This window comes from Acinetobacter sp. UBA1297 (assembly GCF_002307755.1).
GTDB lineage: Bacteria > Pseudomonadota > Gammaproteobacteria > Pseudomonadales > Moraxellaceae > Acinetobacter > Acinetobacter radioresistens.
Genome location: NZ_DBUF01000016.1, coordinates 49,602 through 74,126, shown reverse-complemented (window position 1 = coordinate 74,126; position 24,525 = coordinate 49,602). Strand labels below are relative to the sequence as shown.

The following is a 24,525-nucleotide window of genomic DNA, read 5'->3' as shown; positions in this document are numbered from 1 at the left end:
TACTATCCATGCTTTAAATCATGATTTTATTATGGCTTATTATGTCGCATATCTTTTTTGAAAATGCAACTGATGAGTCATTAAAGCTCAGAACTTATGTCATATACTTTTGATTATCTTGTCTTCATCGGGCGTTTTCAGCCTTTTCATTATGCACATTTGCAGACGGTACAGGTTGCCTTAAGTCAAAGTCAGTATGTGATTCTGGCTTTAGGTTCAGCTCAAAATGAACGGAATCTCAAAAATCCATTCACAGCTTCTGAACGTGAAGAGATGATTTTGTCCAACTTTTCACTAGAAGATCAGAAGCGAATTATTTTTGTTCATGTCATTGATGTCTATAATGACGAAAAATGGGTAAAGCAGGTTAAAGCTTTAATTAATCAGGTGGTTCAAACTGGCTCTAAAATTGGTCTGATCGGCCATTTTAAAGATGCATCATCATATTATCTGAAACTATTTCCAGAATGGACGATGGTTGAACTGGAGAGTCTGGAAGGTGCCATTTCTGCGACGCCACTGCGCGAAGCCTATTATCAGGGTATAATTAAAACAGAAGCTTTCCCGGCGGGTTCACAAAATTTTTTGAAGAATTTCCAGCATGGTCTGGTATACCGTCAGCTACAGCAAAAATATAAAGAGCAGGACTACAGCAATATACAGTAATGAAGATTAGATTAAAACCTTTAGATAATTTAGCGATATTAGAGAGTTTATATGTCGAACCAGTTAAACTTGAAAAAAACACCTGTAGTCTGCTTCACACCTTTCTTAAAGAAATCAAGCAAGACTGAAGACCACAGACCCATAAAAATGCCGGCTAAAGTGCCGGCTTGCTATTAGAGTTTTTATGGTTTATTCCACTTCACTCATTGTGCGGATATCATCTAATACTTGAGCAGCATGACCAGCTGCGGTGACTTTACGGTAACTCTTCATTAGCTGGTTGTTATGGAACAGGAAGGTAGAACGCTCGATACCCATAACTTTTTTGCCATACATATTTTTTTCTTTAATGACATCAAAATGTTTGCACAGGATTTCATCTGCATCACTGACCAGTTCAATTTGCAGTTCCTGCTTATTAGTAAAATTCTGATGAGATTTGACTGAATCACGAGAGATACCCACGACAGTAGCACCCATAGCATCAAACTGGTCTTTTAATTCAGTAAACTCAAGGGCCTGAGTAGTACAGCCGGGTGTAGAATCTTTAGGATAGAAATAGAGAACCAACCATGCAGATGGCACTTCAGATAAGTTGATCTCACCATTTGCGGTTGGGAATACGTGGTCAGGTAATTTAATATCTTCAGTACTCATGGTTTTCTCCAAAAACTAGCCACGAATGTGGCTAGTAAAATAATAAGGCAATTATTTTTTTGCCTGCGCTGATTTCATAGCTTCTTGGGTCAGGTTTTGCAGTTTTGAAGTTAGCTGTGGACCGAAGCACGCTTGTAAATCACTATTTTGTTTTTGAACAAAAGCTAAACTGCTTGGGCTTTTCTTCTGGTTAATTGTGCTCTGGATTTCCCATTTTTGAGCATTGGTCAATTTACCATCTGCTTCTACAGCACAGGTACAGTATTTGCTTACTTCAGCAGCAGAGAGTTTCTTGCTTTTGCCTGTTTCTGTTTTACAAACATTGATCAGGGCAGATTTAACATTTGTGCTTTTATAAGCCTGTTGAAGAGGATTTGCTTCTGCAGCATGGGTATTTACTGTTAACAGAGTAGCTGCTGAGAACAGGGAGGAAAGGAAAAGTTTTAATGCTAAGTTCTTCATAAATTGTACCTGGTGATTACGGTATATAACGTGTAGGGTCTTCAATACCTGCTTCTTGGAAACCTTGTTTACGAAGTCGGCAGCTATCACATTGTCCACAAGCACGTCCTTGGTCATCTGCCTGATAGCAGGAAACCGTCTGGCTATAGTCTACGCCATGTTCAATGCCCAAACGTATAATATTCGCTTTAGATAAATGTAACAGGGGTGTTTCAAATTTTAAAGGTTTACCTTCTACTCCCACTTTAGTGGCCAGGCGCGCCATATTGGCAAATGCTTCAATAAACTCAGGACGACAATCCGGATAACCTGAATAATCTACGGCATTAATCCCGATTACTATAGCCTCTGCATCAAATACTTCTGCAGCTGCCAAGGCATAAGACAAGAAGATGGTGTTACGGGCAGGAACATAAGTTACGGGTATGCCTGACTGTTCCTGTACAGGGACATCAATATTATGATCTGTCAGTGCCGAACCACCCAGGTTGCCCAGGTCAATATTAATAACGCGATGTTCTACGCCGGCACGCTGAGTAAGTGCTTTAGCTGCATCCAGTTCAGTAGTTGAACGCTGACCATACATAAAGCTGATAGCGATACACTCATAACGTGCCTGTGCCCAAGCCAGACAGGTTGTTGAATCTAATCCACCAGATAATAAGACAATTGCACGCGAGCGCATATATTGTTTCTCCAATCTTTCTGTACCGTGATTAACGGCCAGTTTCATCATTCCAAAGTAGCTTGTGTAGTTGTAACTGGAAGCGAACGGGAAGCTGGTCATCTAGAATCCACTGTGCTAATTCACGAGCCAGTTTAGGTAATTGGGCTGCACCTTTTTCCACTGCAAACGCAGGAGAGAACCAGACTGTACTGACTTTCTGTTCTAGGGAGTACAGCGCAAGCTGCTCTTTGGCCCATTGGTAATCATCACGGTTACAGATAACAAACTTGATTTGATCATTTGAGGTCAGAAATTCTAGATTTGACATTAAGTTACGTGTAACTTCTCCAGAACTTGGAGTTTTTAAGTCTAGAACTTTTGATACGCGTGGATCAACTTTAGATACATCGAGTGCACCACTGGTTTCTAAAGAAACCTTATGTCCTAAATCACATAAACGTTGTAGTAAAACCAGACAATTCGGTTGTGCCAGTGGTTCTCCACCGGTTACACAGATGTAAGGTGTATTATAACTTCGGGCAGTTGCAATGATTTCTTCAAGTGACTGACGTACCCCTCCTTCAAAAGAGTAGGTCGTATCGCAATAGGTACAACGTAAAGGGCAGCCAGTCAGACGAATAAATACTGTTGGTAACCCCGCAGCGTTTGCTTCTCCCTGCAACGAATAAAAAATCTCCGTAATACGTAAACCAGCTGCCGGATCAGACACTGGAATAACGGAAGAACGTAAGGGATTCATAGCCCAATATCACCTTCTATAAAAAACAAAAATCTCTACGATCAGGCATGACCGTAGAGACCTTTAAACAGACAAAAAATTAGTCAGCGCGAAGCAGATCATTTAGACTGGTTTTAGCTCGTGTCTGAGCGTCTACCTTTTTCACGATAATTGCAGCATAAAGGCTGTATGTTCCATCTTTAGATGGCAAGTTCCCTGGTACAACAACTGAACCTGCAGGAACACGGCCATAATGGATTTCGCCAGTTTCACGGTCATAAATCTTGGTAGATTGGCCGATGTAAACGCCCATTGAAATGACAGAACCTTCTTCAACAATAACACCTTCAACAATTTCAGAACGTGCACCGATGAAACAGTTATCTTCAATGATAGTCGGGTTGGCCTGAAGCGGTTCAAGTACACCACCGATACCAACACCACCCGACAAATGAACATTTTTACCGATCTGTGCGCATGAACCTACAGTTGCCCATGTATCCACCATTGTGCCTTCATCTACATAAGCACCAATATTCACATAAGAAGGCATAAGAACCACATTCTTAGCTTGGAAACTACCACGGCGAGCTACAGCAGGTGGCACTACACGTACGCCGGCTTCTTTGAACTGCTCTTCAGTCCAGCCAGAAAATTTGGTCTCGACTTTATCATAAAAACGTAGGTCACATGATTCGATTGGCTTATTATCATTTAATTTAAAAGATAATAAGACCGCTTTCTTCAGCCATTGATGAACAATCCATTCACCATCAATTTTTTCAGCTACTCGCAGTGTACCGTTATCCAGACCTTTAATGGCTTCTTCTACAGCTTGACGCACTTCTGAGGGACAATCTGCTGCGGTAAAGTTGGCGCGGTTTTCAAAGGCCTGCTCAATAATAGTTGAAAGCTGAGTCATGATATTCCTTCCTGAAAAAATTTATGAGAGTTTACACTATTTGTGTATAAAAACAGCCAAAAACTAGCAAACTTTTCATCTATAAAGGTCTCTGGTATGGGTAAAGTAAATATGAAGCTTTTTAGAAATATTTTTACAAAAAAACATGTAAAAACAAGAAAAAACGTTAAATGTATCAAAAAATAACAGAAACCACGTAATTTGTGTCTAAAAACCCACTTAGGTTTTATCTAACATACAAGACACGAAACAATTATAGATTAAAAAACAAACTCTTCTGAGGAGATTAATAATGAAAGCTTTAAGAGTTTTAGCGACCGCTACAGTTTTAAGTGCTATTGCAGGTTCTGCATTGGCAGCTGATGAAATAATTGTCACTGAAGAAGGGGTTTCAACGTTCTCTTTCTTTAAACCAGCTTCAGTACGTGCAGAAGTTGGTACTACTGGTTACGGTGGCGCGATTTCATATAATGCCAATCCATATGTTGGTGTAACTTTAGGTTACAACGGTGGAGATATCTCTTGGTCAGATGACTTATCTGTAAATGGCTCAGATTATGACATCGATATGGATAACAATAATGTTTACTTAAATGCTGAGATTCGTCCTTGGGCAAACTGGTTCTATATGGCTGCTGGGGTAGCTTATGTAGATAATGATTACGACTTGGATCGACGCATAGGTGCTAGTGAAGGCTTCACTGTAAATGGAACTGATTTTGTTGCTGGTACTAGTGGTGCACGGATTAATGGTCAACTTTCTTATAAAAATAATTTAGCACCGTATGTAGGTATCGGTTTCTCTCCAGCAATTACTAACCGTTGGGGCGTATTTGGTGAAATCGGTGCATTTTATAATGGTAACCCAAATGTCAACTTGACAGCTTCTGGTACAGCTATCACTACTGAGCCTGGTACTGACTTTGCTACAGCAGTTGAACGTGAAGAACGTGATATTGAAAATGATAACAAATATGAATGGTTACCAGTAGCTAAACTGGGTGTAAGCTTCCGCTTCTAATCCAGTCAGCAATAAAAAAACGGACTAAGGTCCGTTTTTTTATTGCTTTTATAATTATTCAATCAAATTTAAAAATTGTCTTAAAAACTTACTCTTCTGGATAGGCCACTTTCTTGAGTGCTTTTATGTCAGCTTCAGGTGAACACAACGAAATAAACTCGTAACCATAACCACGTAACAAATGTCCCTTACGAACTGCTAACCAAGTGGTATTTAAACCAAAAATATCAGTTTGAATTTGTTTTAAGCGATAGTCGCGTTCCGCATCATAAGCGACGTTATTAACGATGCCTACCCCCATACCGAGTTCTACATAAGTTTTAATAACATCTGCATCAAGTGCAGACATTACTATATCAACTTCAATATTGGCTGCTTCAAAAGCCTTGTCAATTTTAGAGCGTCCAGTAAACCCGCCATGATAAGTAATGATTGGATAGTTAGCCAGATCTTCTAGACGAATATTTTCTAGTTGGGTTAAGGGATGATGCTGTGGAGTAATAATGCTGTGTTCCCATGTATAATATGGAACACTGGCCAGATTTTCTTCTGTTGTCAATGATTCTGTAGCAATACCAATATCAGCTTCCCCCTGTAAGAGCATTTCTGAGATCTCTACCGGACTGGCTTGTTGCAGGATGAGATGAACTTTGGGAAAAGCTTTTTTAAACTGGTTAACAATTGGTGGGAGAACATAACGCGCTTGGGTATGAGTGGTAGCAATAGTAAGTGTACCTTCATCAACTTTGTTGAAATCATCAGCCAACCGCTTGATATTTTCTGCATCGACCAGCATACGCTCAACAATATTCAAAAGAGATTGGCCAGGTTCTGTCAGACCTAGCAGACGCTTACCTTTACGAATAAAAAGCTGTACTCCCAGTTCATCTTCAAGATCTTTAATATGTTTGCTAACACCTGACTGTGATGTATAGAGTGCCGCTGAGGCTTCAGTCAGGTTAAAATTCTGTCTTACCGTTTCCCGAATAATTCTAAGTTGCTGAAAGTTCATCTGGATTACCTCAAAAAAGAGTGGGGCATATACAGCCCCTTTATTATATTTACGCGACCTGATCTTCAAACAGGTGTAGGGCAGAAGCACTGATCCATACATTCTGCTGTGCCCTGAACTGATGCTGTTTTACTTCTTCTGGTGAAAGCGTGATTTCAATCAGATTACCATTGCGGTCCTGCAATTCTGCTACAACATTACCAGCAATCCAGATTTCACGCAGAAATGTTGCCTGAATCGTATTATCTTGCGGTTGAGCGTGAATACGTAATTCATCAGGACGGGCAAACGCAACAACTTTTCCCTGCGCAATTTCTACACTATGAGGGAGCTGGATACGGTCTTGTCCAATCTGGATAATGCCTTGCTGATATTGCCCTTCAAAACGGTTGGCCTGACCCAAGAAGTCAAATACAAATGGCGTAGCTGGTTTCTCATAGACTTCCCGAGGTGAACCAATCTGTTCAATATTACCTTTATTCATCACCACGATTTGATCAGCAACTTCAAGCGCTTCTTCCTGATCATGGGTAACAAAGATGGAAGTGATATGAAGTTCGTCATGTAAAGTTCGTAACCAGCGACGTAACTCTTTACGAACTTTCGCGTCAAGCGCACCGAAAGGCTCATCTAGCAATAAAACTCGCGGTTCTACTGCAAGCGCACGCGCTAAAGCAATACGCTGACGTTGTCCACCTGAAAGTTGGGCTGGATAACGGTCTGCCAGAAATCCTAATTGCACCAGATCTAACAGGCGGGTTACCCGTCTTTTAATTTCAGCTTCCGATGGTCGCGTACTGCGGGGACGTACACGCAAGCCAAAAGCAATATTGTCAAATACGCTCATATGTCTAAATAGCGCATAATGCTGAAATACAAAGCCTACCTGGCGTTCACGAACATGTACATCGGTCGCATCGCTACCTTCTAGCAGAACCTGTCCGCCGTCTGCCGATTCAAGACCGGCAATAATCCGGAGTAAAGTTGTTTTACCACAACCTGAAGGGCCAAGCAGGGCAACCAGTTGACCTTCAGGAAAATCGAGTGAAATATTTTTTAGTGCATGGAATGCACCAAAGTGTTTTTCAATATTTTTAACTTGAATACTCATGGGGTCATTCCTTAAGAGGTGGTTGAATCATCATTACGCTTAGCTTGTTTTTCCTGCCCGAGTTCCACCCAGGTTTTCAGGATTAATGTCACAATTGCCAGTAATGCCAGTAGTGATGACACAGCAAAAGCGGCACTGAAGGTATATTCGTTATAAAGAATTTCGACATGCAGGGGTAATGTATTGGTTTCCCCACGGATATGACCAGATACAACTGAAACTGCGCCAAATTCACCCATAGCTCGTGCATTACATAAAATTACGCCATAGAGCAGGCCCCATTTAATATTGGGTAAAGTCACTTTCCAGAAGGTCTGCCAGCCAGATGCGCCCAGTACAATTGCAGCTTCTTCCTCTTCATTACCTTGTGACTCCATTAATGGGATCAGTTCACGTGCTACAAATGGCACAGTAATAAATATTGTGGCTAAAACAATCGCAGGAGTGGCATACAAAATTTTAATATCATTATCTATCAGCCATTCTCCCAGCCAGCCTTGAGATCCAAAAATTAGGACCAGCATCATACCGGCAATAACAGGCGAAACCGAAAAGGGCAGATCAATAATGGTGGTCAGAATAGACTTGCCTCTAAAGTTAAATTTGGCTACACACCATGCAGCAGCTACGCCAAAGACTACATTAAGAGGTACTGCAATCGCTGCTGTCAATAAAGTCAGTTTGACTGCAGATAAAGTATCCGGATGGACCAGCGCCTGAAAGTAAACCCCGACACCCTGCTTAAAAGCTTCAACGAATACCAGAATAAGAGGAAGAACCAGACAGCTTAGAAAAAATAGCAGACCGATAGTGAGTAATAGATAGCGTACCCAAGCTGCTTCCCGGGTCGCATCGCGTGACTGCAGTTTTTCTGCCAGTGCATTACTATTGGTGGTTAAACTCATCTTGCGGTTCTCCCGGTACGACGGCTGGCCCAGGCCTGCAACAGATTAATCAGAAATAAAATCGCAAATGAAATTAAGAGCATAACCACAGCAATAGTGGTCGCAGCCGCATAATCATACTCTTCTAGCCGTGAAATAATCATAAGGGGAGCAATCTCGGTTTCAAAAGGCTGATTGCCTGCAATAAAAATTACAGAGCCGTATTCGCCCACTCCCCGAGCAAAAGCAAGTGCAAAACCGGTTAAAAGAGCTGGAAATAGAATAGGTAAGATAATTTTAGTAATAGTCTGAAAACGGGTTGCACCTAATGCCGAAGCCGCTTCTTCCAGTTCAGTTTCTACATCGCTTAAAACAGGTTGTACCGTGCGCACGACAAAAGGCAGACCAATAAAAATCAGTGCCAGTGTAATCCCGATAGGGGTATAAGCGACCTGAATGCCTAAAGGCTCCAAATACTGTCCAATCCAGCCAGTGGGTGCATAAAGAGAAGTTAAGGCAATACCTGCAACTGCAGTAGGTAGCGCAAAAGGCAGATCGATCAAGGCATCTACCAGCCGTTTTCCTGGAAAACTGTAACGTACCAGACACCAAGCCAGTAGTAATCCAAAAACAACATTAATAAAAGCGGCCAGCAATGCAGTCGTAAAACTGAGCTGCAGAGATTTTAAAATACGCTCTGAACTCAGAATTTCCCATAAACCATCCCAGCCAATACCTAGCGACTTGATAAATACCGCAGAAAGAGGGATCAGAACAATTAAAGACAGATAAGCAAGGGTAAAGCCTAAAGAAAGACCAAATCCTGGCAGCACTCGGGAACGCTGCAACATGTTAACTCCTCAAAAGAGAGTATGCCCACTTAAAATAAGCAGGTGAAATAAAACTGAAAAAACTGCTCAAGCATATTCATGAGCCTTTAAATTGCAAATCTGAAAAACAACTCAGTATTATCAGTAATATTGATATTTAAGCTGTTTTTCTCTGCAATTAAAAAATCGAAAATCTCCGGAAAAGGCCCGAAGCCGGAAGCTACATTAATATGACCTACTTTACCCAAGCTAACCGGTTTTAGATTCCAGGCATTAGCAAAAAACTGGGCATCTTCAAGCTTAAACCACGGATCATTGTCACTGATGATTAGCTGGGCCGGGACACGGATTTTTAGATTCTGAAAATATTCTGCATAGTTATATTGACTGTTCCGTGCAAAACCGGCCTCACCAAAACGTTCAGGATTAGCTGGAGCGACCAGTACCAGATTTTTGATTCTGTGTGCCAGCTCCGGATATTCGGCAAGTGCGGCGATGCTGGTCAGACAGCCAAAGCTATGCGCTACAATCTGGAGAGATTCCTGATGCAAACTTACAGTTTTCACAAACTGCGCAATCCATTCCTGAAGTATTGGCATATTCCAGTCTGTTTGCTGTACACGGGAACAGGACCTGAGCTGTCTTTGTAACCAGGATTGCCAGTGTTCATATTCACTGCCACCTACGCCCGGTACAATTACTGTATGTATTGAACTCATGTCTGATCCCCCGGTTTACACAGAACTCTACTTTTGACTGTTATTGATTTTTACAATCTGGTCAAATACACCGCCATTTTCGAAATGCTGCTTTTGTACCTTATTCCAGCCACCAAATTCCTGATCAATTGTGACCAGCTTCAGCGGTTTAAAAGTACTACTATATTTTTTCAGGACTGCCTCATTACGTGGTCGGTAATAATTACGGGCAACCAGATCCTGTGCATAAGGTGAATACAAGAAGTTTAGATAACCTTTTGCAACATTCAGATTCCCTTTTTTGGCTGCATTTTTTTCTACAATCGCTACAGGCGGTTCAGCCAGAATAGATAAAGAGGGCGTAATAATTTCAAACTTGCCAGGCTGTTCACGTACTGCCAGAAAGGCTTCGTTTTCCCAAGCCAGCAGCACATCACCAATACCACGTTCAGCAAACGTTGTAGTAGCTCCACGTGCGCCAGAGTCAAGCACTTTGGTATTTTTATAAATCTGGCGAACAAACTCCTGTGCCTTGGCATCATTACCCCCTGGCTGGTGCTTTGCCCATGCCCAGGCTGCCAGATAATTCCAGCGCGCGCCTCCAGATGTTTTAGGGTTTGGAGTAATAATTCCTACTCCCGGTTTTACCAGGTCACCCCAGTCTTTTATTCCTTTCGGATTGCCTTTACGTACCAGAAATACAATAGTTGAAGTATAAGGTGTCGAATTCTGTGGTAATTTTTTCTGCCAGTCAGCAGGTAATAATTTTGCTTTTTCAGCAATTACATCGATATCAGCAGCAAGTGCCAAAGTCACCACATCAGCTTCCAGTCCATCAATCACCGAGCGTGCCTGCTTACCTGAACCGCCATGAGACTGGCGTAAATTCAGGTCTTGACCGGTACGTTGTTTCCAGTAAGCACCAAACTGCTTATTTACCTGATCATAAAGCTCACGCGTTGGATCATAAGACACATTGAGAAAATCTTTAGCTGCAAAGCTTGCAGTAGAGGCCGAAAGTAATGCTGCAATTATTCCAATTTTTACTTTTGAAAATTTCATATTTTATCCCCAATATTTTGCATAAGCATAAAAACATGAAAGCAGAATAGCGCCAGTCTTTATCCATAAAAAATAATAAAAAACGAATTCATTATGAAAAATAAAGAAAAAGAAAATATACTTCTGTTTCTAAACTAAGTTGCAGAATCAACTGGATACTTCATATCGATGCTGTTTTTCAAGAATGCTGAGAAAATAGAAAATGTTCCTATTGAAGACCGGGCTTTTCAGTATGGGGATGGCTGTTTTACGACAGTCCGACTGCGGAATAACCAGATAGAGCTGCAAGATTTACATTGGGCTCGGCTGAGGAATAGTTGTGAGCGTTTATATCTTGACGCTGATTTTGACCTGATTGATAAAACACTTGAACAGCTACAAAATCATTATCCGGTATTAAATGGTACTTTAAAAATACTGATCAGTCGCGGGACGGGGCAGCGGGGTTATAGTTTGCCTGAACATCCGGCCGATATTTATATACTGTTTTATCCTAAAGCCAGTGAAGTGATTAGACCGCAGCTGATCCGAAGTGGTGTGCTGAATCAGGCTATGGGTTTATGTATGCCGAGTCTGGTAGGTATTAAATCTTTGAATCGTCTGGAGCAGGTGCTACTTAAAAAGGAAGCCGAAATGCAGGGTTGGGATGAGGCACTGGTCACCGATGTGCAGGGAAGTGTTGTTGAAGGCGTGAGCAGTAATTGCTTCGTTTTTCAAAACAATACATGGTTTACACCGGAACTTCGCTATAATGGCGTCCACGGTGTGATGCGGGCGACAATCCTGTCACGCATGCAGCGGAAAAATATCGTCTGCGAGCAGCGTTTCATTGACATGGAAAATATTGGGCATTTTCAGAGCCTGTTTTTCTGTAATGCATTAAGCCCCATGAAAATTGTTACTCAACTTGGACAGCGGAGCCTGGATTCCCAGCCTTGTCTGGATTTATTCCGTATTTTGCAACTGGATCAGATTAGCTAGTTTATGCCGAAACCTCACTCAACTCCGAAAAAAAAGAATGCTAAACCTACGTTCCCTGCTGTAATGATGATTATTGCAGGCCTGTTCATACTTGGCTTGGTGGTGCTCTGGTCAAGCCTATTTAAAAATTATCCGGTAAATGGGCCGAAACAAATGCTGGCAATTAATCCGGGAGACACCTACTCAGGCTTTATTGACCAGCTGGCTGAAGATGACAAAATCAGTTTTTCAATTATTTTAAAGCTTTACCAGAAACTAGTCATCCATGACACATTAAAGGCTGGTGTATATGAAATCCAAAAAGGCATGAGTGTTCGGCAAGTACTTGAACTGATCTCGAACGCTGAAAATGCCCAGATGAACCGGATTTTAGTGATTGAAGGCACGACCTTTAAGCAGTTACTTGAAAATCTGAAAAAGGACCAGCTGGTTACTCATACTATTACTCATTTACCAGAACAGCAGCTATTAAAGGAATTGAATATTCCTTACAGCCATCCGGAAGGGCTATTTTCACCAGACACTTACTTTTTTGCAAAAGGTGAAACCGACCGCAAGATTCTAACCCATCTCTATACACGCCAGATGAAAGCACTGGATGAGGCATGGCAAAACCGGGCCAGTGGTCTACCGTATAAAGATAAATATGAAGCACTGATCATGGCTTCTATTATTGAAAAAGAGACCAGCATTGATAGTGAACTGCAACAGGTTTCCGGAGTATTTGTGCGCCGCCTGAAAATGGGAATGCGCTTACAGACTGACCCGACCGTAATTTATGGTATGGGGGATAACTATAAAGGTAATATCACCCGAAAGGATCTGCGTACACCAACACCTTATAATACCTATACAATTTCTGGTTTGCCGCCAACGCCAATAGCTTTGCCAAGTAAAAAAGCGATTGAGGCAGCAATGCATCCAGATAATTCAAATAATATTTACTTTGTTGCCACCGGCAATGGGGGGCATAAATTTAGCGCCAGCCTCGAAGAACATAATCGTGCAGTACAGCAATATCTATCTGTACTGCGAGCTAAAAATTAGGAGAGTAGGATGTTTATCAGTTTCGAAGGTACAGAAGGCGTAGGAAAAACTACTCTAATCCGTGAAATTTATGCACATTATGAGCAAAAGGGCGCCGGGATCATACTCACTCGTGAACCGGGTGGAACACCTTTAGCTGAACAGATTCGCGCACTGTTACTCTCTGTTAGTCATGATGAAAAGATGAGTGATGATACCGAGCTTCTGCTGATGTATGCAGCAAGAGCACAACATTTACAACAGATCATTTTACCTGCGCTTCAGGCCGGTAAAACGGTTTTGTGTGACCGTTTTACCGATGCCAGTTTTGCCTATCAATGTGCTGGACGTGGTCTGAATGAAAATAAACTGGCGCTTCTCAACCAGTCTTTTGTTTCTCGTATGCCAGATATTACATTATGGCTAGATGCACCGGTTGAGCTGGGAATGTCTCGTGCCCGTGAGCGTGGTGCACTAGACCGTTTTGAACAAGAAAAGGTCAGTTTTTTTGAAAAAGTGCGCGCAGGTTACACTAGATTATGGCAACAACATCCGGAACGGATTAAGCGCCTTGATGCTACACAAGCACCAGAAAAGGTACTTGAACAGGCGTTGGAACAGATTGGAAAACTGGCCTGAATTAAAGGCCAGTTTTAGAAAAGGATTGGATTAACCAAGTGCTGGTTCGACTTCCTCATTAACCCGTGGTTGACTAACTTTGAAATCTGGTGGCATTAGGATGGTTTTTCGAAGTTCAGGCGCCAGCTCCGGATAATCCAGCGTATAGTGCAAACCACGCGATTCTTTACGTTCCATCGCGCAGCGTACAATCATCTCGGAAACCAGTACCAGATTACGCAGCTCAATCAGGTTTTTACTGACCTGATAATCTTCATAATATTCAGTGATTTCCCGTTTAAGCATCTCAATTCGATGCAATGCACGCTTGAGGCGTTTACTGGTACGGACAATACCAACGTAATTCCACATGGTCTGACGCAGTTCGTCCCAGTTTTGCAGTATTACAACATCTTCGTCTGCATCGGTAACCTGCGAGTCGTCCCATTCAGGCACAGCAGGCAAGCTAACTTCAGGGTTAAACTGGCTCTGGATATGCTGGGCTGCACTCATGCCATAAACAAAACACTCTAGCAGGGAGTTACTTGCCATTCGGTTCGCACCATGCAGACCGGTATAGGACGTTTCCCCAATGGCATATAGGCCAGAAATATCGGTCTGGCTATACTCATCCACAATCACGCCGCCGCAAGTATAATGCGCAGCTGGCACCACGGGAATCATATCTTTGGTAATATCAATACCCAGTTCAAGCAGACGGGTATATAAGGTCGGGAAGTGTTCTTTTACAAATTCAGCCGGTTTATGGGTAATGTCCAGCCACACATGACGAATACCCAGCCGCTTGATTTCAAAATCTATGGCACGAGCCACAATGTCTCGAGGGGCCAACTCGGCACGCTCATCAAAACGCAGCATAAAACGTTCACCCTCTGGCAGACGCAAATAAGCACCTTCACCACGCATGGCTTCTGTAATCAGGAAAGAGCGGGCTTGAGGGTGATACAGACAGGTTGGATGGAACTGGTTGAATTCCATATTGGCCACACGGCAGCCAGCACGGTACGCCATGGCAATTCCGTCACCGGTTGCAATATCAGGGTTAGATGTATACAGGTAGGCTTTCATAGCTCCTCCGCAGGCCAGTGCGGTAAATGGGGCTAAAAAAGTATGGACTTTGCCAGTCTTTTCATTAAGTGCGTAAAGGCCGAAGGCCCGATTTTTTTGCTCATCTATTCCTAATTTTTCGGTAGTAATCAGGTCAATTGCAATATAGTTTTCAAATATGGTCAGATTTTTCTGTTCTCGGGCACGCTGCACCAGTGTCGTTGAAATCGCTTTGCCGGTTGCATCGGCAGCATGAATAATCCGGCGCTGAGAGTGTCCGCCTTCACGGGTAAGATGCAGTTGTTCGGCATCATCCAGCGTAAACTGTACGCCATGTTTGAGCAGAAAATCGACTGAAGGTTTACCACCTTCTACAGTATGTTTAACCGCGTCCAGCTCGCATAACTGGGCGCCTGCAATCATGGTGTCATCAATATGCTGTTGAATAGAGTCAGTTTCATCCAGAACTGCGGCTACGCCACCCTGTGCATAATATGTGCTGGCTTCTGTCAGGGGAGCTTTAGCTAAAACAGCAATGTTATAATGGTGAGGTAATGATAATGCCAGGCTTAATCCGGCTCCACCGCTACCTATAATAATGACGTCAAACTGATGAGTTGTATTTAAACTGCTCATATTCATCGGCTATTTGATAGAAATTCGATCATCAGACCGTTTTTTGCCTAAGAATGCAAGACTTAAAACGCTCAGGTTTAACCAGAATTTCCAATTAAATTTAAATTTTGTAACGTTTTGGCTAAAACCTTGTTTTAAATTATTCATCAAACATATTATTAATCAAAATTAAAAAACCGTTCAGCTAAAAAATTATCATTTAACTGCAGTATGTGAGTTGTGCTTCATGAAAAATCGCTTATTACAAAAAGGAATGTACGCTGCTGTTTTTACTATGGCAGCGGTACAGACACAGGCGGCTTCTACAGTCGATTTCTCTAATCTGGTTGAGCAGGTCAGTCCGGCTGTTGTGAGTGTAAATGTTGTCAAGAAAATGACACAGGAAGAGCTGTTACAGCAGCAGGTACCGGAGTTATTACGCCGCTTTTTTGGCAATCAGGTGATTATTCCGCAGCAGCAAGTACCGCAAGAAAAAACCGGCTACGGCAGTGCCTTCTTTATTAGTAAAGATGGTTATCTGCTGACCAATCATCACGTAGTTGAAAATGCCTCACGTATTAGCATCACCTTGAATGATCGTCGTGAGATTGATGCTACTGTAGTTGGAAGTGATGAACGAACTGATGTGGCTTTACTTAAAGTTAATGGCTCAAGCTTTCCAGCTCTACGAATTGGCAATGTAGATCAGCTCAAGGTTGGTGAACCGGTGTTGGCAATTGGCTCGCCATTTGGTTTTGATTATTCTGCGTCAGCGGGAATTGTCAGTGCTAAATCCCGAAGTATGATGGGAGAAACCTCTGTACCATTCATTCAGACAGATGTTGCGCTTAATCCCGGTAATTCTGGAGGGCCACTATTTAACCAGCGTGGTGAAGTTGTGGGTGTGAATTCACGTATTTTTAGTGGAACAGGCGGCTATATGGGCCTGTCTTTTTCCATACCAATTGATGTCGCAATGGATGTCGCTGAGCAATTAAAGAGTAATGGCAAAGTGATCCGCTCTTATTTGGGGGTAATGCTGCAAGATATCGACCGTAATCTGGCAGAAGCGTATAAATTGCCTAAACCGGAAGGTTCACTTATTACCCAGGTCGCACCAAATTCTCCCGCGGCCAGAGCAGGACTAAAAGCTGGTGACATCATCTTGCAAATTAACGGGATGGCGATCTCCCGTACTTCAGATCTGTTGAATTATCTCAACCGTCAGGCTCCAAATCAGAGTATTCGCTTGCAGGTATTACGTGACGAGAAATTGAGTAATATTACTGCTATGCTCACTACGGCACCAGATAATACGCCAGCAAAAACCAATACACCTGTACAAAGTAAAGGACCTGTTTTAGGTATAGCTATTCGCAATCTGACCGAGGCTGAAAGCAGGCAGTTGGGTGTTGATGGCGGAGTATATATTCAGGAAGTTATGCGAGGGGGGCTGGCAGCACAATCCCGCTTGATGCCAGAAGACATCATTACTCAAATTAATAATACGCCTGTGCGAAACAGCGATGAGTTTGTAAATGCAGTAAGTAAGCTGAAAAAGAATACGGTAGCCCGGGTTGCGCTGATCCGTCAGGGGCAACGCGCCATCTTGGGCCTGCGGATCCAGTAACAAACTATATCAACTTTTAAAGCCATCCTGCAGGATGGCTTTTTATTTAAGTACCATTAGCCGGATGATGCCTTTACACTAGATGTTTTATGTGAGTTGATGCAAGACAGGAAAAAATTGCACGTGAATACATTTTTTGATTTAAACATTCAGGTTCAGCCAGAGCATATTGATAGTTTGGGACATGTAAACAACGTCGTATATGTCGCATGGATGCAACAGGTGGCGGAAGCACATATTGAGGCACTTGGACTGGGGCTGAAACAGTATCAGGAACTTAAACATGCCATGGTCGCAGTTGAGCATCAGGTACAATACCGTAAAGCTGCATTTGAGGGGGAAGAACTGATACTACGTACCTGGCTCTATAATATTAATGCATTGTACTCATACCGTCAGTACGCCTTTTACCGTCCACAAGACCAAACCCTGCTGTTTACCGGTCAGACCAAATGGGCATGTATCGAAATAGCAACGGGTCGCCCAAAACGTATGTCGCCCACTTTTACTCAGGCTTACCAGCCAATTTCAGCAGAGATAAACCCGATGGATTTCTCGACAATCTAAAATGGTCGATATGGTTTTTCCGGGTTTTGCTGATTTACAGCTCAAAGCAAAAGAGCATGATTTATGGATACTTTAAAAATTCCATCTGTTATAATCGCTCGCAATTTCCCGAAACAGCTTTTGCTATGTACCTTAAATTTTGTACATAGCCGTATACATTTTTCAAGGTAGCCCATGGCGCAAGCTAAAAAATCTGTTGATATCAAAAACATTCGTAACTTTTCGATTATTGCGCATATTGACCATGGCAAGTCGACCCTGGCAGATCGATTCATTCAAATGTGTGGTGGATTGCAAGACCGTGAAATGCAGGCACAAGTGCTTGACTCAATGGAGCTTGAACGTGAACGCGGTATTACTATTAAAGCCGCTTCTGTAACACTTTATTATACGCATCCGAATGGTCAGGAATATCAGCTCAACTTTATTGATACCCCAGGGCACGTTGACTTTTCTTATGAAGTCTCACGGTCACTGGCAGCCTGTGAAGGTGCTCTACTGGTAGTTGATGCAGCACAGGGTGTTGAGGCACAGTCAGTTGCCAACTGTTATACCGCAATCGAACAGGGCCTTGAAGTTCTGCCAATTCTTAACAAGATTGACCTGCCACAGGCTGAGCCTGAACGCGTCATTCACGAGATTGAGGAAATTATCGGGATTGAAGCGACTCATGCACCGACTTGCTCTGCAAAAACCGGTATGGGTGTGGATAAAGTTCTGGAAACACTGGTTGAGGTTATTCCGGCGCCAGAGGGTGACCGTGATGCACCTTTACAGGCTCTGATTGTTGACTCATGGTTTGATAATTATTTGGGAGTAGTTTCCCTGGTTCGTATCAAGCAGGGGCGTGTGCGCAAAGGCGATAAAATGCTGGTGAAATCAACAGGCCAGACTCATATTATTACCTCTGTGGGTATTTTTAATCCAAAACATACTGAAACCGGAATGCTCGAAGCAGGCGAAGTAGGTTTTATTATTGCCGGTATTAAAGATATTTTTGGTGCTCCTGTTGGTGATACCATTACTCTGGCCTCTACGCCAGAAGTAGGTACGCTGCCGGGCTTCAAAAAGGTAAAACCTCAGGTATATGCGGGTTTATTTCCGATTGACGCCAGTGATTTTGAGCCTTTCCGTGAAGCATTGCACAAGCTTCAGATTAATGACTCGGCACTATTTTTCGAACCTGAAAGTTCTGATGCGTTAGGATTCGGTTTCCGCTGTGGCTTCTTGGGAATGCTGCATATGGAAATCGTTCAGGAACGGCTGGAACGCGAATATGATCTGGATTTGATCACTTCTGCCCCTACAGTAGTTTATGAAGCATTAACTAAAGCGGGTGATACGATTTATATCGACAGCCCGTCAAAAATGCCTGATGGTTCTACTGTTGAAGATTTGCGTGAGCCAATTGCAGAATGTCATATCTTGGTGCCACAGGAATATCTGGGTAATGTTATGACGCTGTGTATTGAGCGTCGTGGCGTTCAAAAAGACATGAAATTCTTGGGTAATCAGGTCTCTATTACTTTTGAAATTCCAATGGCAGAAGTCGTGATGGACTTTTTTGACCGCTTGAAGTCCTGTTCACGTGGTTTTGCATCACTAGATTATAACTTTGTCCGTTTTGAAAGCTCCTCACTGGTAAAAGTAGATGTGCTGATTAATGGTGAGAAAGTTGATGCTCTGGCAATGATCTGCCATCGTAATGATGCGCGTCACCGTGGTATTGCTCTGGTCGAAAAAATGAAAGATCTGATTCCGCGTCAAATGTTTGATGTAGCGATTCAGGCAGCTATTGGTGCACAAATTATTGCCCGTTCTACTGTAAAAGCCATGCGTAAAAACGTCTTGGCGAAATGTTATGGTGGTGACGTGTCACGTAAGAAAAAACTCCTGTCTAAGCAGAAAGAAGGTAAGAAACGCATGAAGCAGGTGGGTAGTGTTGAGATCCCTCAGGAAGCGTTCCTTGCAGTCTTAAAAGTAGAAAGATAATAATAAGAGGTCATCTAGCTCATGGATTTTGATTTTAACTTGATCCTCGTTCCAGTCACTGTCATTTTTTTCCTGGTGTGGCTGCTCGATAAACTTGTTTTCAAGCAACGCAAAACGAGGGGCCGTGGCAATGAAAATTTTATCATTACCTGGGCTTATGACTTCTGGCCAGTACTAGCTATCGTGCTTGTACTGCGCTCCTTCTTTTATGAACCTTTTAATATTCCGTCAGACTCTATGGTACCAACCCTGGAAACCGGAGACTTTATTCTGGTCAACAAGTATCAGTATGGAATGCGTCTGCCGATTATAAATAAAAAATTCATTGATATTGGTGAACCTGAACGTGGTGATGTGGTGGTATTCCGTTATCCACCGCAGCCAAGTATTAGCTATATTAAACGTGTAGTCGGCTTACCGGGTGATCATATTGTATATGACCATGGACAGCTGAGTATTAATGGACAGCCAGTTAAAAAGGTTCCGGTTGAGTTCAGCCGTGAAAAGGATATTCAGGACACGCCAGCTTCGATCTATCATAAAGAAACTTTGGGCAAACATACTTTTACCATGCGTGAGCTTGAAGGGGTAAATGTTGCGCGTCAGGCTCCATTTATTAACTATGTTGAAAATGGAAAATACTCGGGTGAAGATGGTCTTTACTGGGAAGTCAAAGTTCCAGAAGGTCATTATTTCGCTATGGGAGATAACCGTGACCAGAGTGCAGACAGCCGCTTTTGGGGGTTTGTGCCTGAAGAAAATCTGGCCGGTCGAGCAGTTTATATCTGGATGCATAAGGAACCCGGCTTCAAGATACCAAGCTTTGCACGTAACGGTAAAATTGATTAACCATTTGGGTGGGTAATAACAATGCGTAATGCTCAGCAAGGCACTTCTTATATTACAATTCTATTTGCGATTATTGTCTTTGCAATGGTGGTAAAGGCTGTAGTAGCCATATGGCCAGCATATTGGGATAACCGTGTGATTAACAGCCAGATTGAAGAGTTATTAAAAGACAGTCCAGCAGATATAACGCCAGCAAAATTTACCCAGCAGATGGATCAGCGTTTGGACATGAACAATATTGATGACTTGCAGTTCAAAGATATTGCCCAAGTTTCAAATGATCAGGGTTTACATGTAAATACCCGCTATGAAGTGAGAAAACCTTTCTTGCTTAATATTGATTTAGTACTAAAGTTCGAGAAGAGTTTTGATCAAAGGTCACTCTAAGGTAAGTGATTTTCGCTTACCCAGCCGTATCGGCTATCAGTTCAAGCAGCCTGAGTTATTGCAGCTTGCCCTGACCCACCGGTCGGTTAGTCACAAATATAATTATGAACGTCTGGAGTTTTTAGGCGATTCACTATTAGGCATGATTATCGCCAACTATTTGTATCATGCGTATCCTTTTGAAAATGAAGGCCGGCTGACCCGCATGCGTGCTACTCTGGTCAGGCAGGAAGCATTAGGCAAGATTGCAAACGATTTGAAACTTAGTCAGTGTTTAATATTAAGTACAGGTGAATTAAAATCGGGAGGACACCACCGTGAATCGATTCTGGCCGATACTGTAGAAGCCATTATCGGGGCAATTTATATTGACTGTGGTGAGCTCAAGATTTTACAAGACATCGTACTGAAGTGGTATGGTCCATATTTAAACAATATTGAGCCAACCGACCAGTTAAAAGACCCGAAATCCCGGTTACAGGAATATCTGCAAGCCCGTAAAAAACCTCTCCCTGTTTATGAGGTGGTCGATATTCAAGGGGATGCACCGAACCAGCATTTTAAAGTGGAGTGTTCGGTCGACAGCCTGCCTAAATTTATCGGAGAAGGGTCAAGTCGTCGCTTTGCTGAGCAAGCAGCAGCAGCGGAAATTTTAAAGTTATTGGAGCAATAGACTGCATGTCGATCCAGCCAGATCAAAACAGTACAGATCAAGAGTCAAACACACCGGACAATAACCTAATTGACCAGTTCTTTAGTTCACAGGGTGTGACTATACCTGCTGATTTTAAGAGTGGGTTTGTGGCTATTGTCGGACGTCCGAATGTCGGTAAATCAACTTTGATGAACCACCTGTTGGGACAAAAACTCTCTATTACTTCCCGTAAGCCCCAGACAACACGACATAAAATTATTGGTATTGATAGCCGTGAAAAGTCACAGGCCGTTTATGTAGATACTCCGGGAATGCATAAGAAAGAAGTGCGTGCCATCAATAAGATGATGAACCGTGCAGCACATTCAGCCCTACGTGATGTAAATCTGGTTCTATTTGTGGTAGATGCCCATAAGTGGACACAAAATGATGACTTGGTGCTTGAGAAGCTGAAAAATGCTGAAATGCCAGTCATTCTGGTTATCAACAAGATTGATACTATTGAAGAAAAAAGGACATTGCTTCCTTTGATTCAAGAACGTACTAAACTCATGAATTTCGTGGAAATTGTACCAGTTTCTGCATTGCGTGGTGCAAATCTGGAACATCTGCGCGATACAATTGACAAGTATTTACCTTTCCAACCGCCGCTATACTCATTTGACCAGATTACTGACCGTTCAGAGCGATTCCTGGCATCAGAAGTAATTCGTGAAAAAATTATGCGACAGCTTGGTGAAGAGCTTCCATATGACCTGACTGTTCAGATTGAATCTTTTAAAACTGAGGAGCCGGCATTAAATGAGAAGACTGGCCGGATGAAAGCTGCCTGTACCTATATCGATGCCACCATTTTTGTTGACCGTCCTGGACAAAAAGCCATCGTGATTGGTGAAAAAGGTGCTAAGCTGAAAAAAATCGGGATGGATGCCCGTATTGATATGGAAAAAATGTTCGAACAGAAGATCATGCTGACGTTGTGGGTAAAAGTGAAAGGTGGCTGGTCTGATGATGAACGCGCGCTCAAGAGCTTGGGATATAGTGATATCTAAGGCTTAAGCTTTTTGCAGGAGTTCCGTAGTGATCAAGACAATGGCAATGCTGATAAGCATTCTAATGCTGCAAGGCTGTATTCATAAGATTGTTACGGTTCCTGTAAAGGTGGCTTATAAAACCACGAAAGGGGTAGTCAAGGGGACTGCGGCAGTGGTGGGTGCAGTTATCCCTGATGGGGATGATAAAGATCAGGCATCAGATCGGGACTAGCTCAACCCTATGCGCAATGAAGCTTTGCATGGTTACCTGATCCATTATCGTAAATATCGTGAGAAGAGTCATCTTGTCTATTTATTTACTGAGGAATATGGCCGGATTGATGGAATTTTACGTCAGGTTCCCCCGCCACAGTATCAACCTTTAGCACTTCAGGCTTCTGGTAAAGGTGAACTCAAAAATTTCAGTAAACTTGAAATTGTAAATCAGCCTATTTTCTTTTACGGTGATGCATTCTTCTCTGGCTTTTATTTAAACGAATTATTACTTCGGTTATGTCCGCTTGAAGAGGCGATGCCACAGACTTATCAGCAGTATCAGTTGACATTAGTCAAGTTACAGCAACTGGCAGTAAATACACAGCCCGGGCTGCTATTAAGACAAATTTTACGCCAGTTTGAACATATTTTGCTTGAAGAGCTTGGTTATGCTATCGATTTCTCGGTAGATGCCCATCAGCAGCCAGTTGAACCGGAACGACATTACCATTTTCAGATCCAGGAAGGTTTTATACCTGTACAAAAAGCCAGTTCAGCTACCTTGGCTGGCCAGAGCCTTCTCACAATGCTGGACTATGAAAAAGGTGCAGATTTCTCCCAGCCACAGTTACAGCTATTATCTCGACTTTATCGCCAGATGATTACATCTTTACTGGGTGACCGGCCATTGAAGAGCCGCCAGTTATGGATTCAAAATACTCATTCTCAATCTTAATCAGGAATTTATTATGGCTGCATTGCTTGGTGTAAACATAGATCACGTTGCTACTTTAAGACAAGCACGAGGCACCGTTTATCCGGACCCGGTGAATGCGGCACTGATTTGTGAACAGGCCGGTGCAGAGGGTATTACCCTGCATTTACGTGAAGACCGCCGTCATATTCAGGATGGTGATGTACGCCGTATGCGTCCAGCTTTGAAAACTCGTATGAATCTTGAGATTGCCGTAACTGATGAAATGGTTGAGTTTGCTAAAGAAATCCGTCCACAGCATGTTTGCTTTGTACCGGAGAAACGACAGGAACTGACCACAGAAGGCGGTCTGGATGTAGTGACTAATTTTGAAAAAGTTAAAGCAGCAACTCAGGCATTATTACAAGTTGGTTGTGATGTTTCTCTCTTTATTGATGCCGATCTGGCACAGATTGACGCGGCTATTGCCTGTGGTGCACCTACCATCGAAATTCATACCGGTGCTTATGCAGATGCCCATAATGAAGCAGAACAACAGGCAGAGCTTGAACGTATTATTAAGGGAACTGAATATGCCTCAGGTAAAGGCCTAGTGGTAAATGCAGGACATGGTTTAAACATTGACAACGTGATGCCAATTGCAGCAATTCCACAGATCCATGAATTAAATATTGGACATTCGATTATTGCAGATAGTCTTTTTATTGGACTGGCACAAGCTGTACAGCAAATGAAAGCAGCAATTAAGGCAGCACGTTAATTATGTCCACTTTAAACTATGATGAACTGATGCAGCCAGTAAAAGCTTTTCTCGGTTGTGAAACCCCGAAAGCCTGGCTGGATGAAGCACTGAATAATTTAGAACTACTGATGCAGGACCATGCCAACTGTGAAAAAAAAGCAGCTGGTACAGCAATGAACCTGATGTTCCGTTACAGCTTTTTTACCGACTTGCAAGTCAAGCTGGCACAGTTAGTTCGTGAAGAGATGCTGCATTATGAACAGGTACTTGAGTTTATGGCTAAACGTGGTCAAGAATGGAAGGCGGTCAGTGCTGGGCGTTATGCGGCCGGCTTGCGCAAAGAAATTCGTACTTATGAGCCAGAAGCTTTAATTGATGTACTGATTATTGGGGCCTTTGTAGAGGCGCGTTCTTGCGAGCGGTTTCATGCACTTGCACCACTGGTTGATGAAGAGTTAGGGCGTTACTATCGCTATCTGCTTAAATCTGAGTCTCGACACTTCGAGGATTATCTTGCTTTGGCGCTCGACGTGGCCAAGACAGCAAAACTTAAAAATGCTCAAGAAGATATCCAGACACGCATTGAACATATACGGAAAATTGAAAAAGCTCTGATTTTAAGTTCAGATGATCTTTTCAGGTTCCACAGTGGTGTTCCGGCTAAAACAGCAGCTTAACCCCGAGTGGTGATAAGAAATC

28 protein-coding genes are annotated in these 24,525 nt (G+C 42.6%); 16 read left to right on the top strand and 12 right to left on the bottom strand.

The genetic code is table 11. The features are described from left to right. Positions 1-96 precede the first annotated feature (96 nt). Complete coding sequence (locus tag B3R63_RS07615) at positions 97-666, top strand: nicotinate-nicotinamide nucleotide adenylyltransferase (RefSeq protein ID WP_286729528.1); 570 nt, start codon at positions 97-99, stop codon at positions 664-666. Between the two features lie 189 nt (positions 667-855). Here the strand turns inward: B3R63_RS07615 and B3R63_RS07610 are convergent, their stop codons facing one another. The 5 genes from B3R63_RS07610 to dapD form a co-directional block, all read right to left on the bottom strand. Further along, positions 856-1,323 (bottom strand): peroxiredoxin, encoded by a 468-nt coding sequence (locus tag B3R63_RS07610; protein WP_005027032.1) that lies wholly within the window; start codon positions 1,321-1,323, stop codon positions 856-858. 51 nt (positions 1,324-1,374) lie between these two features. Then, positions 1,375-1,785, bottom strand: coding sequence for a hypothetical protein (locus B3R63_RS07605; protein WP_286729526.1), 411 nt, complete (start codon positions 1,783-1,785; stop codon positions 1,375-1,377). Positions 1,786-1,801: 16 nt separating this feature from the next. Continuing rightward, positions 1,802-2,470 (bottom strand): 7-cyano-7-deazaguanine synthase QueC, encoded by a 669-nt coding sequence (gene queC, locus B3R63_RS07600; RefSeq protein ID WP_005019336.1) that lies wholly within the window; start codon positions 2,468-2,470, stop codon positions 1,802-1,804. Positions 2,471-2,501: 31 nt separating this feature from the next. After that, entirely contained in the window at positions 2,502-3,212 is a 711-nt protein-coding gene (gene queE, locus B3R63_RS07595) for a 7-carboxy-7-deazaguanine synthase QueE (RefSeq protein ID WP_005404417.1), read from the bottom strand. A gap of 79 nt (positions 3,213-3,291) precedes the next feature. Then, the gene (dapD, locus tag B3R63_RS07590) at positions 3,292-4,113 is read right to left on the bottom strand and encodes a 2,3,4,5-tetrahydropyridine-2,6-dicarboxylate N-succinyltransferase (protein ID WP_119878884.1); all 822 of its coding nucleotides are present in this window, start codon (positions 4,111-4,113) and stop codon (positions 3,292-3,294) included. Positions 4,114-4,405: 292 nt separating this feature from the next. On the opposite strand from dapD, the gene carO reads away from it, so the two are divergent. After that, entirely contained in the window at positions 4,406-5,134 is a 729-nt protein-coding gene (gene carO, locus B3R63_RS07585; RefSeq protein ID WP_005019341.1) for an ornithine uptake porin CarO, read from the top strand. A gap of 88 nt (positions 5,135-5,222) precedes the next feature. Here carO and B3R63_RS07580 read toward each other — a convergent pair whose 3' ends face one another. From B3R63_RS07580 to B3R63_RS07555, 6 genes are all read right to left on the bottom strand, one after another. Then, a complete protein-coding gene (locus tag B3R63_RS07580) occupies positions 5,223-6,146 on the bottom strand; it encodes a CysB family HTH-type transcriptional regulator (protein ID WP_005019342.1) in 924 nt (307 codons plus the stop codon). A gap of 49 nt (positions 6,147-6,195) precedes the next feature. Beyond that, positions 6,196-7,257, bottom strand: coding sequence for a sulfate/molybdate ABC transporter ATP-binding protein (locus B3R63_RS07575; RefSeq protein ID WP_286729521.1), 1,062 nt, complete (start codon positions 7,255-7,257; stop codon positions 6,196-6,198). An 11-nt stretch (positions 7,258-7,268) separates the two neighbouring features. Beyond that, positions 7,269-8,162 carry a sulfate ABC transporter permease subunit CysW gene (cysW, locus tag B3R63_RS07570; protein ID WP_286729520.1) on the bottom strand — a complete coding sequence of 298 codons (894 nt, stop codon included), beginning with the start codon at positions 8,160-8,162 and terminating at the stop codon, positions 7,269-7,271. After that, positions 8,159-8,992 (bottom strand): sulfate ABC transporter permease subunit CysT, encoded by an 834-nt coding sequence (gene cysT / locus B3R63_RS07565; protein WP_005019345.1) that lies wholly within the window; start codon positions 8,990-8,992, stop codon positions 8,159-8,161. Before cysT ends, cysW begins: the two co-directional genes overlap by 4 nt. 86 nt (positions 8,993-9,078) lie before the next feature. Further along, a complete protein-coding gene (locus B3R63_RS07560; protein ID WP_005406538.1) occupies positions 9,079-9,690 on the bottom strand; it encodes an RBBP9/YdeN family alpha/beta hydrolase in 612 nt (203 codons plus the stop codon). Positions 9,691-9,717: 27 nt separating this feature from the next. Beyond that, positions 9,718-10,731 (bottom strand): sulfate ABC transporter substrate-binding protein, encoded by a 1,014-nt coding sequence (locus B3R63_RS07555; RefSeq protein ID WP_005027021.1) that lies wholly within the window; start codon positions 10,729-10,731, stop codon positions 9,718-9,720. 168 nt (positions 10,732-10,899) lie between these two features. Here B3R63_RS07555 and pabC point away from each other — a divergent pair, with 168 nt between their 5' ends. The 3 genes from pabC to tmk are packed head-to-tail and all read left to right on the top strand — an operon-like array spanning position 10,900 to position 13,377. After that, the gene (gene pabC, locus B3R63_RS07550; protein ID WP_286729516.1) at positions 10,900-11,712 is read left to right on the top strand and encodes an aminodeoxychorismate lyase; all 813 of its coding nucleotides are present in this window, start codon (positions 10,900-10,902) and stop codon (positions 11,710-11,712) included. A 3-nt stretch (positions 11,713-11,715) separates the two neighbouring features. After that, entirely contained in the window at positions 11,716-12,759 is a 1,044-nt protein-coding gene (gene mltG / locus B3R63_RS07545; protein ID WP_286729513.1) for an endolytic transglycosylase MltG, read from the top strand. Positions 12,760-12,768: 9 nt separating this feature from the next. Continuing rightward, positions 12,769-13,377 carry a dTMP kinase gene (tmk, locus tag B3R63_RS07540; RefSeq protein ID WP_286729511.1) on the top strand — a complete coding sequence of 203 codons (609 nt, stop codon included), beginning with the start codon at positions 12,769-12,771 and terminating at the stop codon, positions 13,375-13,377. A gap of 30 nt (positions 13,378-13,407) precedes the next feature. Here the strand turns inward: tmk and nadB are convergent, their stop codons facing one another. Then, entirely contained in the window at positions 13,408-15,066 is a 1,659-nt protein-coding gene (nadB, locus tag B3R63_RS07535) for an L-aspartate oxidase (RefSeq protein ID WP_286729510.1), read from the bottom strand. 220 nt (positions 15,067-15,286) lie between these two features. Between nadB and B3R63_RS07530 the strand changes: the two genes are divergently transcribed. The 11 genes from B3R63_RS07530 (at position 15,287) to B3R63_RS07480 (ending at position 24,503) form a co-directional block, all read left to right on the top strand. Beyond that, positions 15,287-16,669: a Do family serine endopeptidase gene (locus B3R63_RS07530; protein ID WP_286729508.1), complete on the top strand. Its 1,383-nt coding sequence runs from the start codon at positions 15,287-15,289 to the stop codon at positions 16,667-16,669. Positions 16,670-16,792: 123 nt separating this feature from the next. After that, positions 16,793-17,236 carry an acyl-CoA thioesterase gene (locus B3R63_RS07525; RefSeq protein ID WP_286729506.1) on the top strand — a complete coding sequence of 148 codons (444 nt, stop codon included), beginning with the start codon at positions 16,793-16,795 and terminating at the stop codon, positions 17,234-17,236. Positions 17,237-17,410: 174 nt separating this feature from the next. Next, positions 17,411-19,228 carry a translation elongation factor 4 gene (lepA, locus tag B3R63_RS07520; protein ID WP_005019363.1) on the top strand — a complete coding sequence of 606 codons (1,818 nt, stop codon included), beginning with the start codon at positions 17,411-17,413 and terminating at the stop codon, positions 19,226-19,228. Positions 19,229-19,249: 21 nt separating this feature from the next. After that, complete coding sequence (lepB, locus tag B3R63_RS07515; RefSeq protein WP_005019366.1) at positions 19,250-20,077, top strand: signal peptidase I; 828 nt, start codon at positions 19,250-19,252, stop codon at positions 20,075-20,077. A gap of 21 nt (positions 20,078-20,098) precedes the next feature. Next, positions 20,099-20,464 (top strand): DUF4845 domain-containing protein, encoded by a 366-nt coding sequence (locus B3R63_RS07510; protein ID WP_005027002.1) that lies wholly within the window; start codon positions 20,099-20,101, stop codon positions 20,462-20,464. After that, positions 20,445-21,137, top strand: coding sequence for a ribonuclease III (gene rnc / locus B3R63_RS07505; protein WP_005019370.1), 693 nt, complete (start codon positions 20,445-20,447; stop codon positions 21,135-21,137). Before B3R63_RS07510 ends, rnc begins: the two co-directional genes overlap by 20 nt. A 5-nt stretch (positions 21,138-21,142) precedes the next feature. After that, positions 21,143-22,171, top strand: a complete 1,029-nt coding sequence (gene era / locus B3R63_RS07500; RefSeq protein WP_005019371.1) for a GTPase Era — start codon at positions 21,143-21,145, stop codon at positions 22,169-22,171. A 40-nt stretch (positions 22,172-22,211) separates the two neighbouring features. After that, a complete protein-coding gene (locus B3R63_RS07495) occupies positions 22,212-22,385 on the top strand; it encodes an NF038104 family lipoprotein (protein ID WP_414630837.1) in 174 nt (57 codons plus the stop codon). A 9-nt stretch (positions 22,386-22,394) separates the two neighbouring features. Then, positions 22,395-23,105, top strand: coding sequence for a DNA repair protein RecO (recO, locus tag B3R63_RS07490; RefSeq protein ID WP_111281740.1), 711 nt, complete (start codon positions 22,395-22,397; stop codon positions 23,103-23,105). A 13-nt stretch (positions 23,106-23,118) separates the two neighbouring features. Beyond that, complete coding sequence (gene pdxJ, locus B3R63_RS07485; protein WP_286729498.1) at positions 23,119-23,844, top strand: pyridoxine 5'-phosphate synthase; 726 nt, start codon at positions 23,119-23,121, stop codon at positions 23,842-23,844. A gap of 2 nt (positions 23,845-23,846) precedes the next feature. Next, positions 23,847-24,503: a tRNA-(ms[2]io[6]A)-hydroxylase gene (locus B3R63_RS07480; protein ID WP_286729497.1), complete on the top strand. Its 657-nt coding sequence runs from the start codon at positions 23,847-23,849 to the stop codon at positions 24,501-24,503. The last annotated feature ends 22 nt before the right edge of the window (positions 24,504-24,525 follow it).

Excerpts from the sequence above, each read along its gene's own strand:
- cysW (WP_286729520.1), bottom strand. The coding sequence starts at position 8,162 with ATGAGTTTAACCACCAATAGTAATGCACTGGCAGAAAAACTGCAGTCA.
- lepA (WP_005019363.1), top strand. The coding sequence starts at position 17,411 with ATGGCGCAAGCTAAAAAATCTGTTGATATCAAAAACATTCGTAACTTT.
- pdxJ (WP_286729498.1), top strand. The coding sequence starts at position 23,119 with ATGGCTGCATTGCTTGGTGTAAACATAGATCACGTTGCTACTTTAAGA.
- B3R63_RS07610 (WP_005027032.1), bottom strand. The coding sequence starts at position 1,323 with ATGAGTACTGAAGATATTAAATTACCTGACCACGTATTCCCAACCGCA.
- B3R63_RS07495 (WP_414630837.1), top strand. The coding sequence starts at position 22,212 with ATGGCAATGCTGATAAGCATTCTAATGCTGCAAGGCTGTATTCATAAG.
- mltG (WP_286729513.1), top strand. The coding sequence starts at position 11,716 with ATGCCGAAACCTCACTCAACTCCGAAAAAAAAGAATGCTAAACCTACG.
- B3R63_RS07530 (WP_286729508.1), top strand. The coding sequence starts at position 15,287 with ATGAAAAATCGCTTATTACAAAAAGGAATGTACGCTGCTGTTTTTACT.
- carO (WP_005019341.1), top strand. The coding sequence starts at position 4,406 with ATGAAAGCTTTAAGAGTTTTAGCGACCGCTACAGTTTTAAGTGCTATT.
- queE (WP_005404417.1), bottom strand. The coding sequence starts at position 3,212 with ATGAATCCCTTACGTTCTTCCGTTATTCCAGTGTCTGATCCGGCAGCT.
- B3R63_RS07560 (WP_005406538.1), bottom strand. The coding sequence starts at position 9,690 with ATGAGTTCAATACATACAGTAATTGTACCGGGCGTAGGTGGCAGTGAA.
- B3R63_RS07605 (WP_286729526.1), bottom strand. The coding sequence starts at position 1,785 with ATGAAGAACTTAGCATTAAAACTTTTCCTTTCCTCCCTGTTCTCAGCA.
- recO (WP_111281740.1), top strand. The coding sequence starts at position 22,395 with ATGCGCAATGAAGCTTTGCATGGTTACCTGATCCATTATCGTAAATAT.
- cysT (WP_005019345.1), bottom strand. The coding sequence starts at position 8,992 with ATGTTGCAGCGTTCCCGAGTGCTGCCAGGATTTGGTCTTTCTTTAGGC.
- B3R63_RS07510 (WP_005027002.1), top strand. The coding sequence starts at position 20,099 with ATGCGTAATGCTCAGCAAGGCACTTCTTATATTACAATTCTATTTGCG.
- B3R63_RS07615 (WP_286729528.1), top strand. The coding sequence starts at position 97 with ATGTCATATACTTTTGATTATCTTGTCTTCATCGGGCGTTTTCAGCCT.
- B3R63_RS07480 (WP_286729497.1), top strand. The coding sequence starts at position 23,847 with ATGTCCACTTTAAACTATGATGAACTGATGCAGCCAGTAAAAGCTTTT.
- tmk (WP_286729511.1), top strand. The coding sequence starts at position 12,769 with ATGTTTATCAGTTTCGAAGGTACAGAAGGCGTAGGAAAAACTACTCTA.
- B3R63_RS07575 (WP_286729521.1), bottom strand. The coding sequence starts at position 7,257 with ATGAGTATTCAAGTTAAAAATATTGAAAAACACTTTGGTGCATTCCAT.
- dapD (WP_119878884.1), bottom strand. The coding sequence starts at position 4,113 with ATGACTCAGCTTTCAACTATTATTGAGCAGGCCTTTGAAAACCGCGCC.
- B3R63_RS07555 (WP_005027021.1), bottom strand. The coding sequence starts at position 10,731 with ATGAAATTTTCAAAAGTAAAAATTGGAATAATTGCAGCATTACTTTCG.
- queC (WP_005019336.1), bottom strand. The coding sequence starts at position 2,470 with ATGCGCTCGCGTGCAATTGTCTTATTATCTGGTGGATTAGATTCAACA.
- lepB (WP_005019366.1), top strand. The coding sequence starts at position 19,250 with ATGGATTTTGATTTTAACTTGATCCTCGTTCCAGTCACTGTCATTTTT.
- B3R63_RS07580 (WP_005019342.1), bottom strand. The coding sequence starts at position 6,146 with ATGAACTTTCAGCAACTTAGAATTATTCGGGAAACGGTAAGACAGAAT.
- pabC (WP_286729516.1), top strand. The coding sequence starts at position 10,900 with ATGCTGTTTTTCAAGAATGCTGAGAAAATAGAAAATGTTCCTATTGAA.
- nadB (WP_286729510.1), bottom strand. The coding sequence starts at position 15,066 with ATGAATATGAGCAGTTTAAATACAACTCATCAGTTTGACGTCATTATT.
- era (WP_005019371.1), top strand. The coding sequence starts at position 21,143 with ATGTCGATCCAGCCAGATCAAAACAGTACAGATCAAGAGTCAAACACA.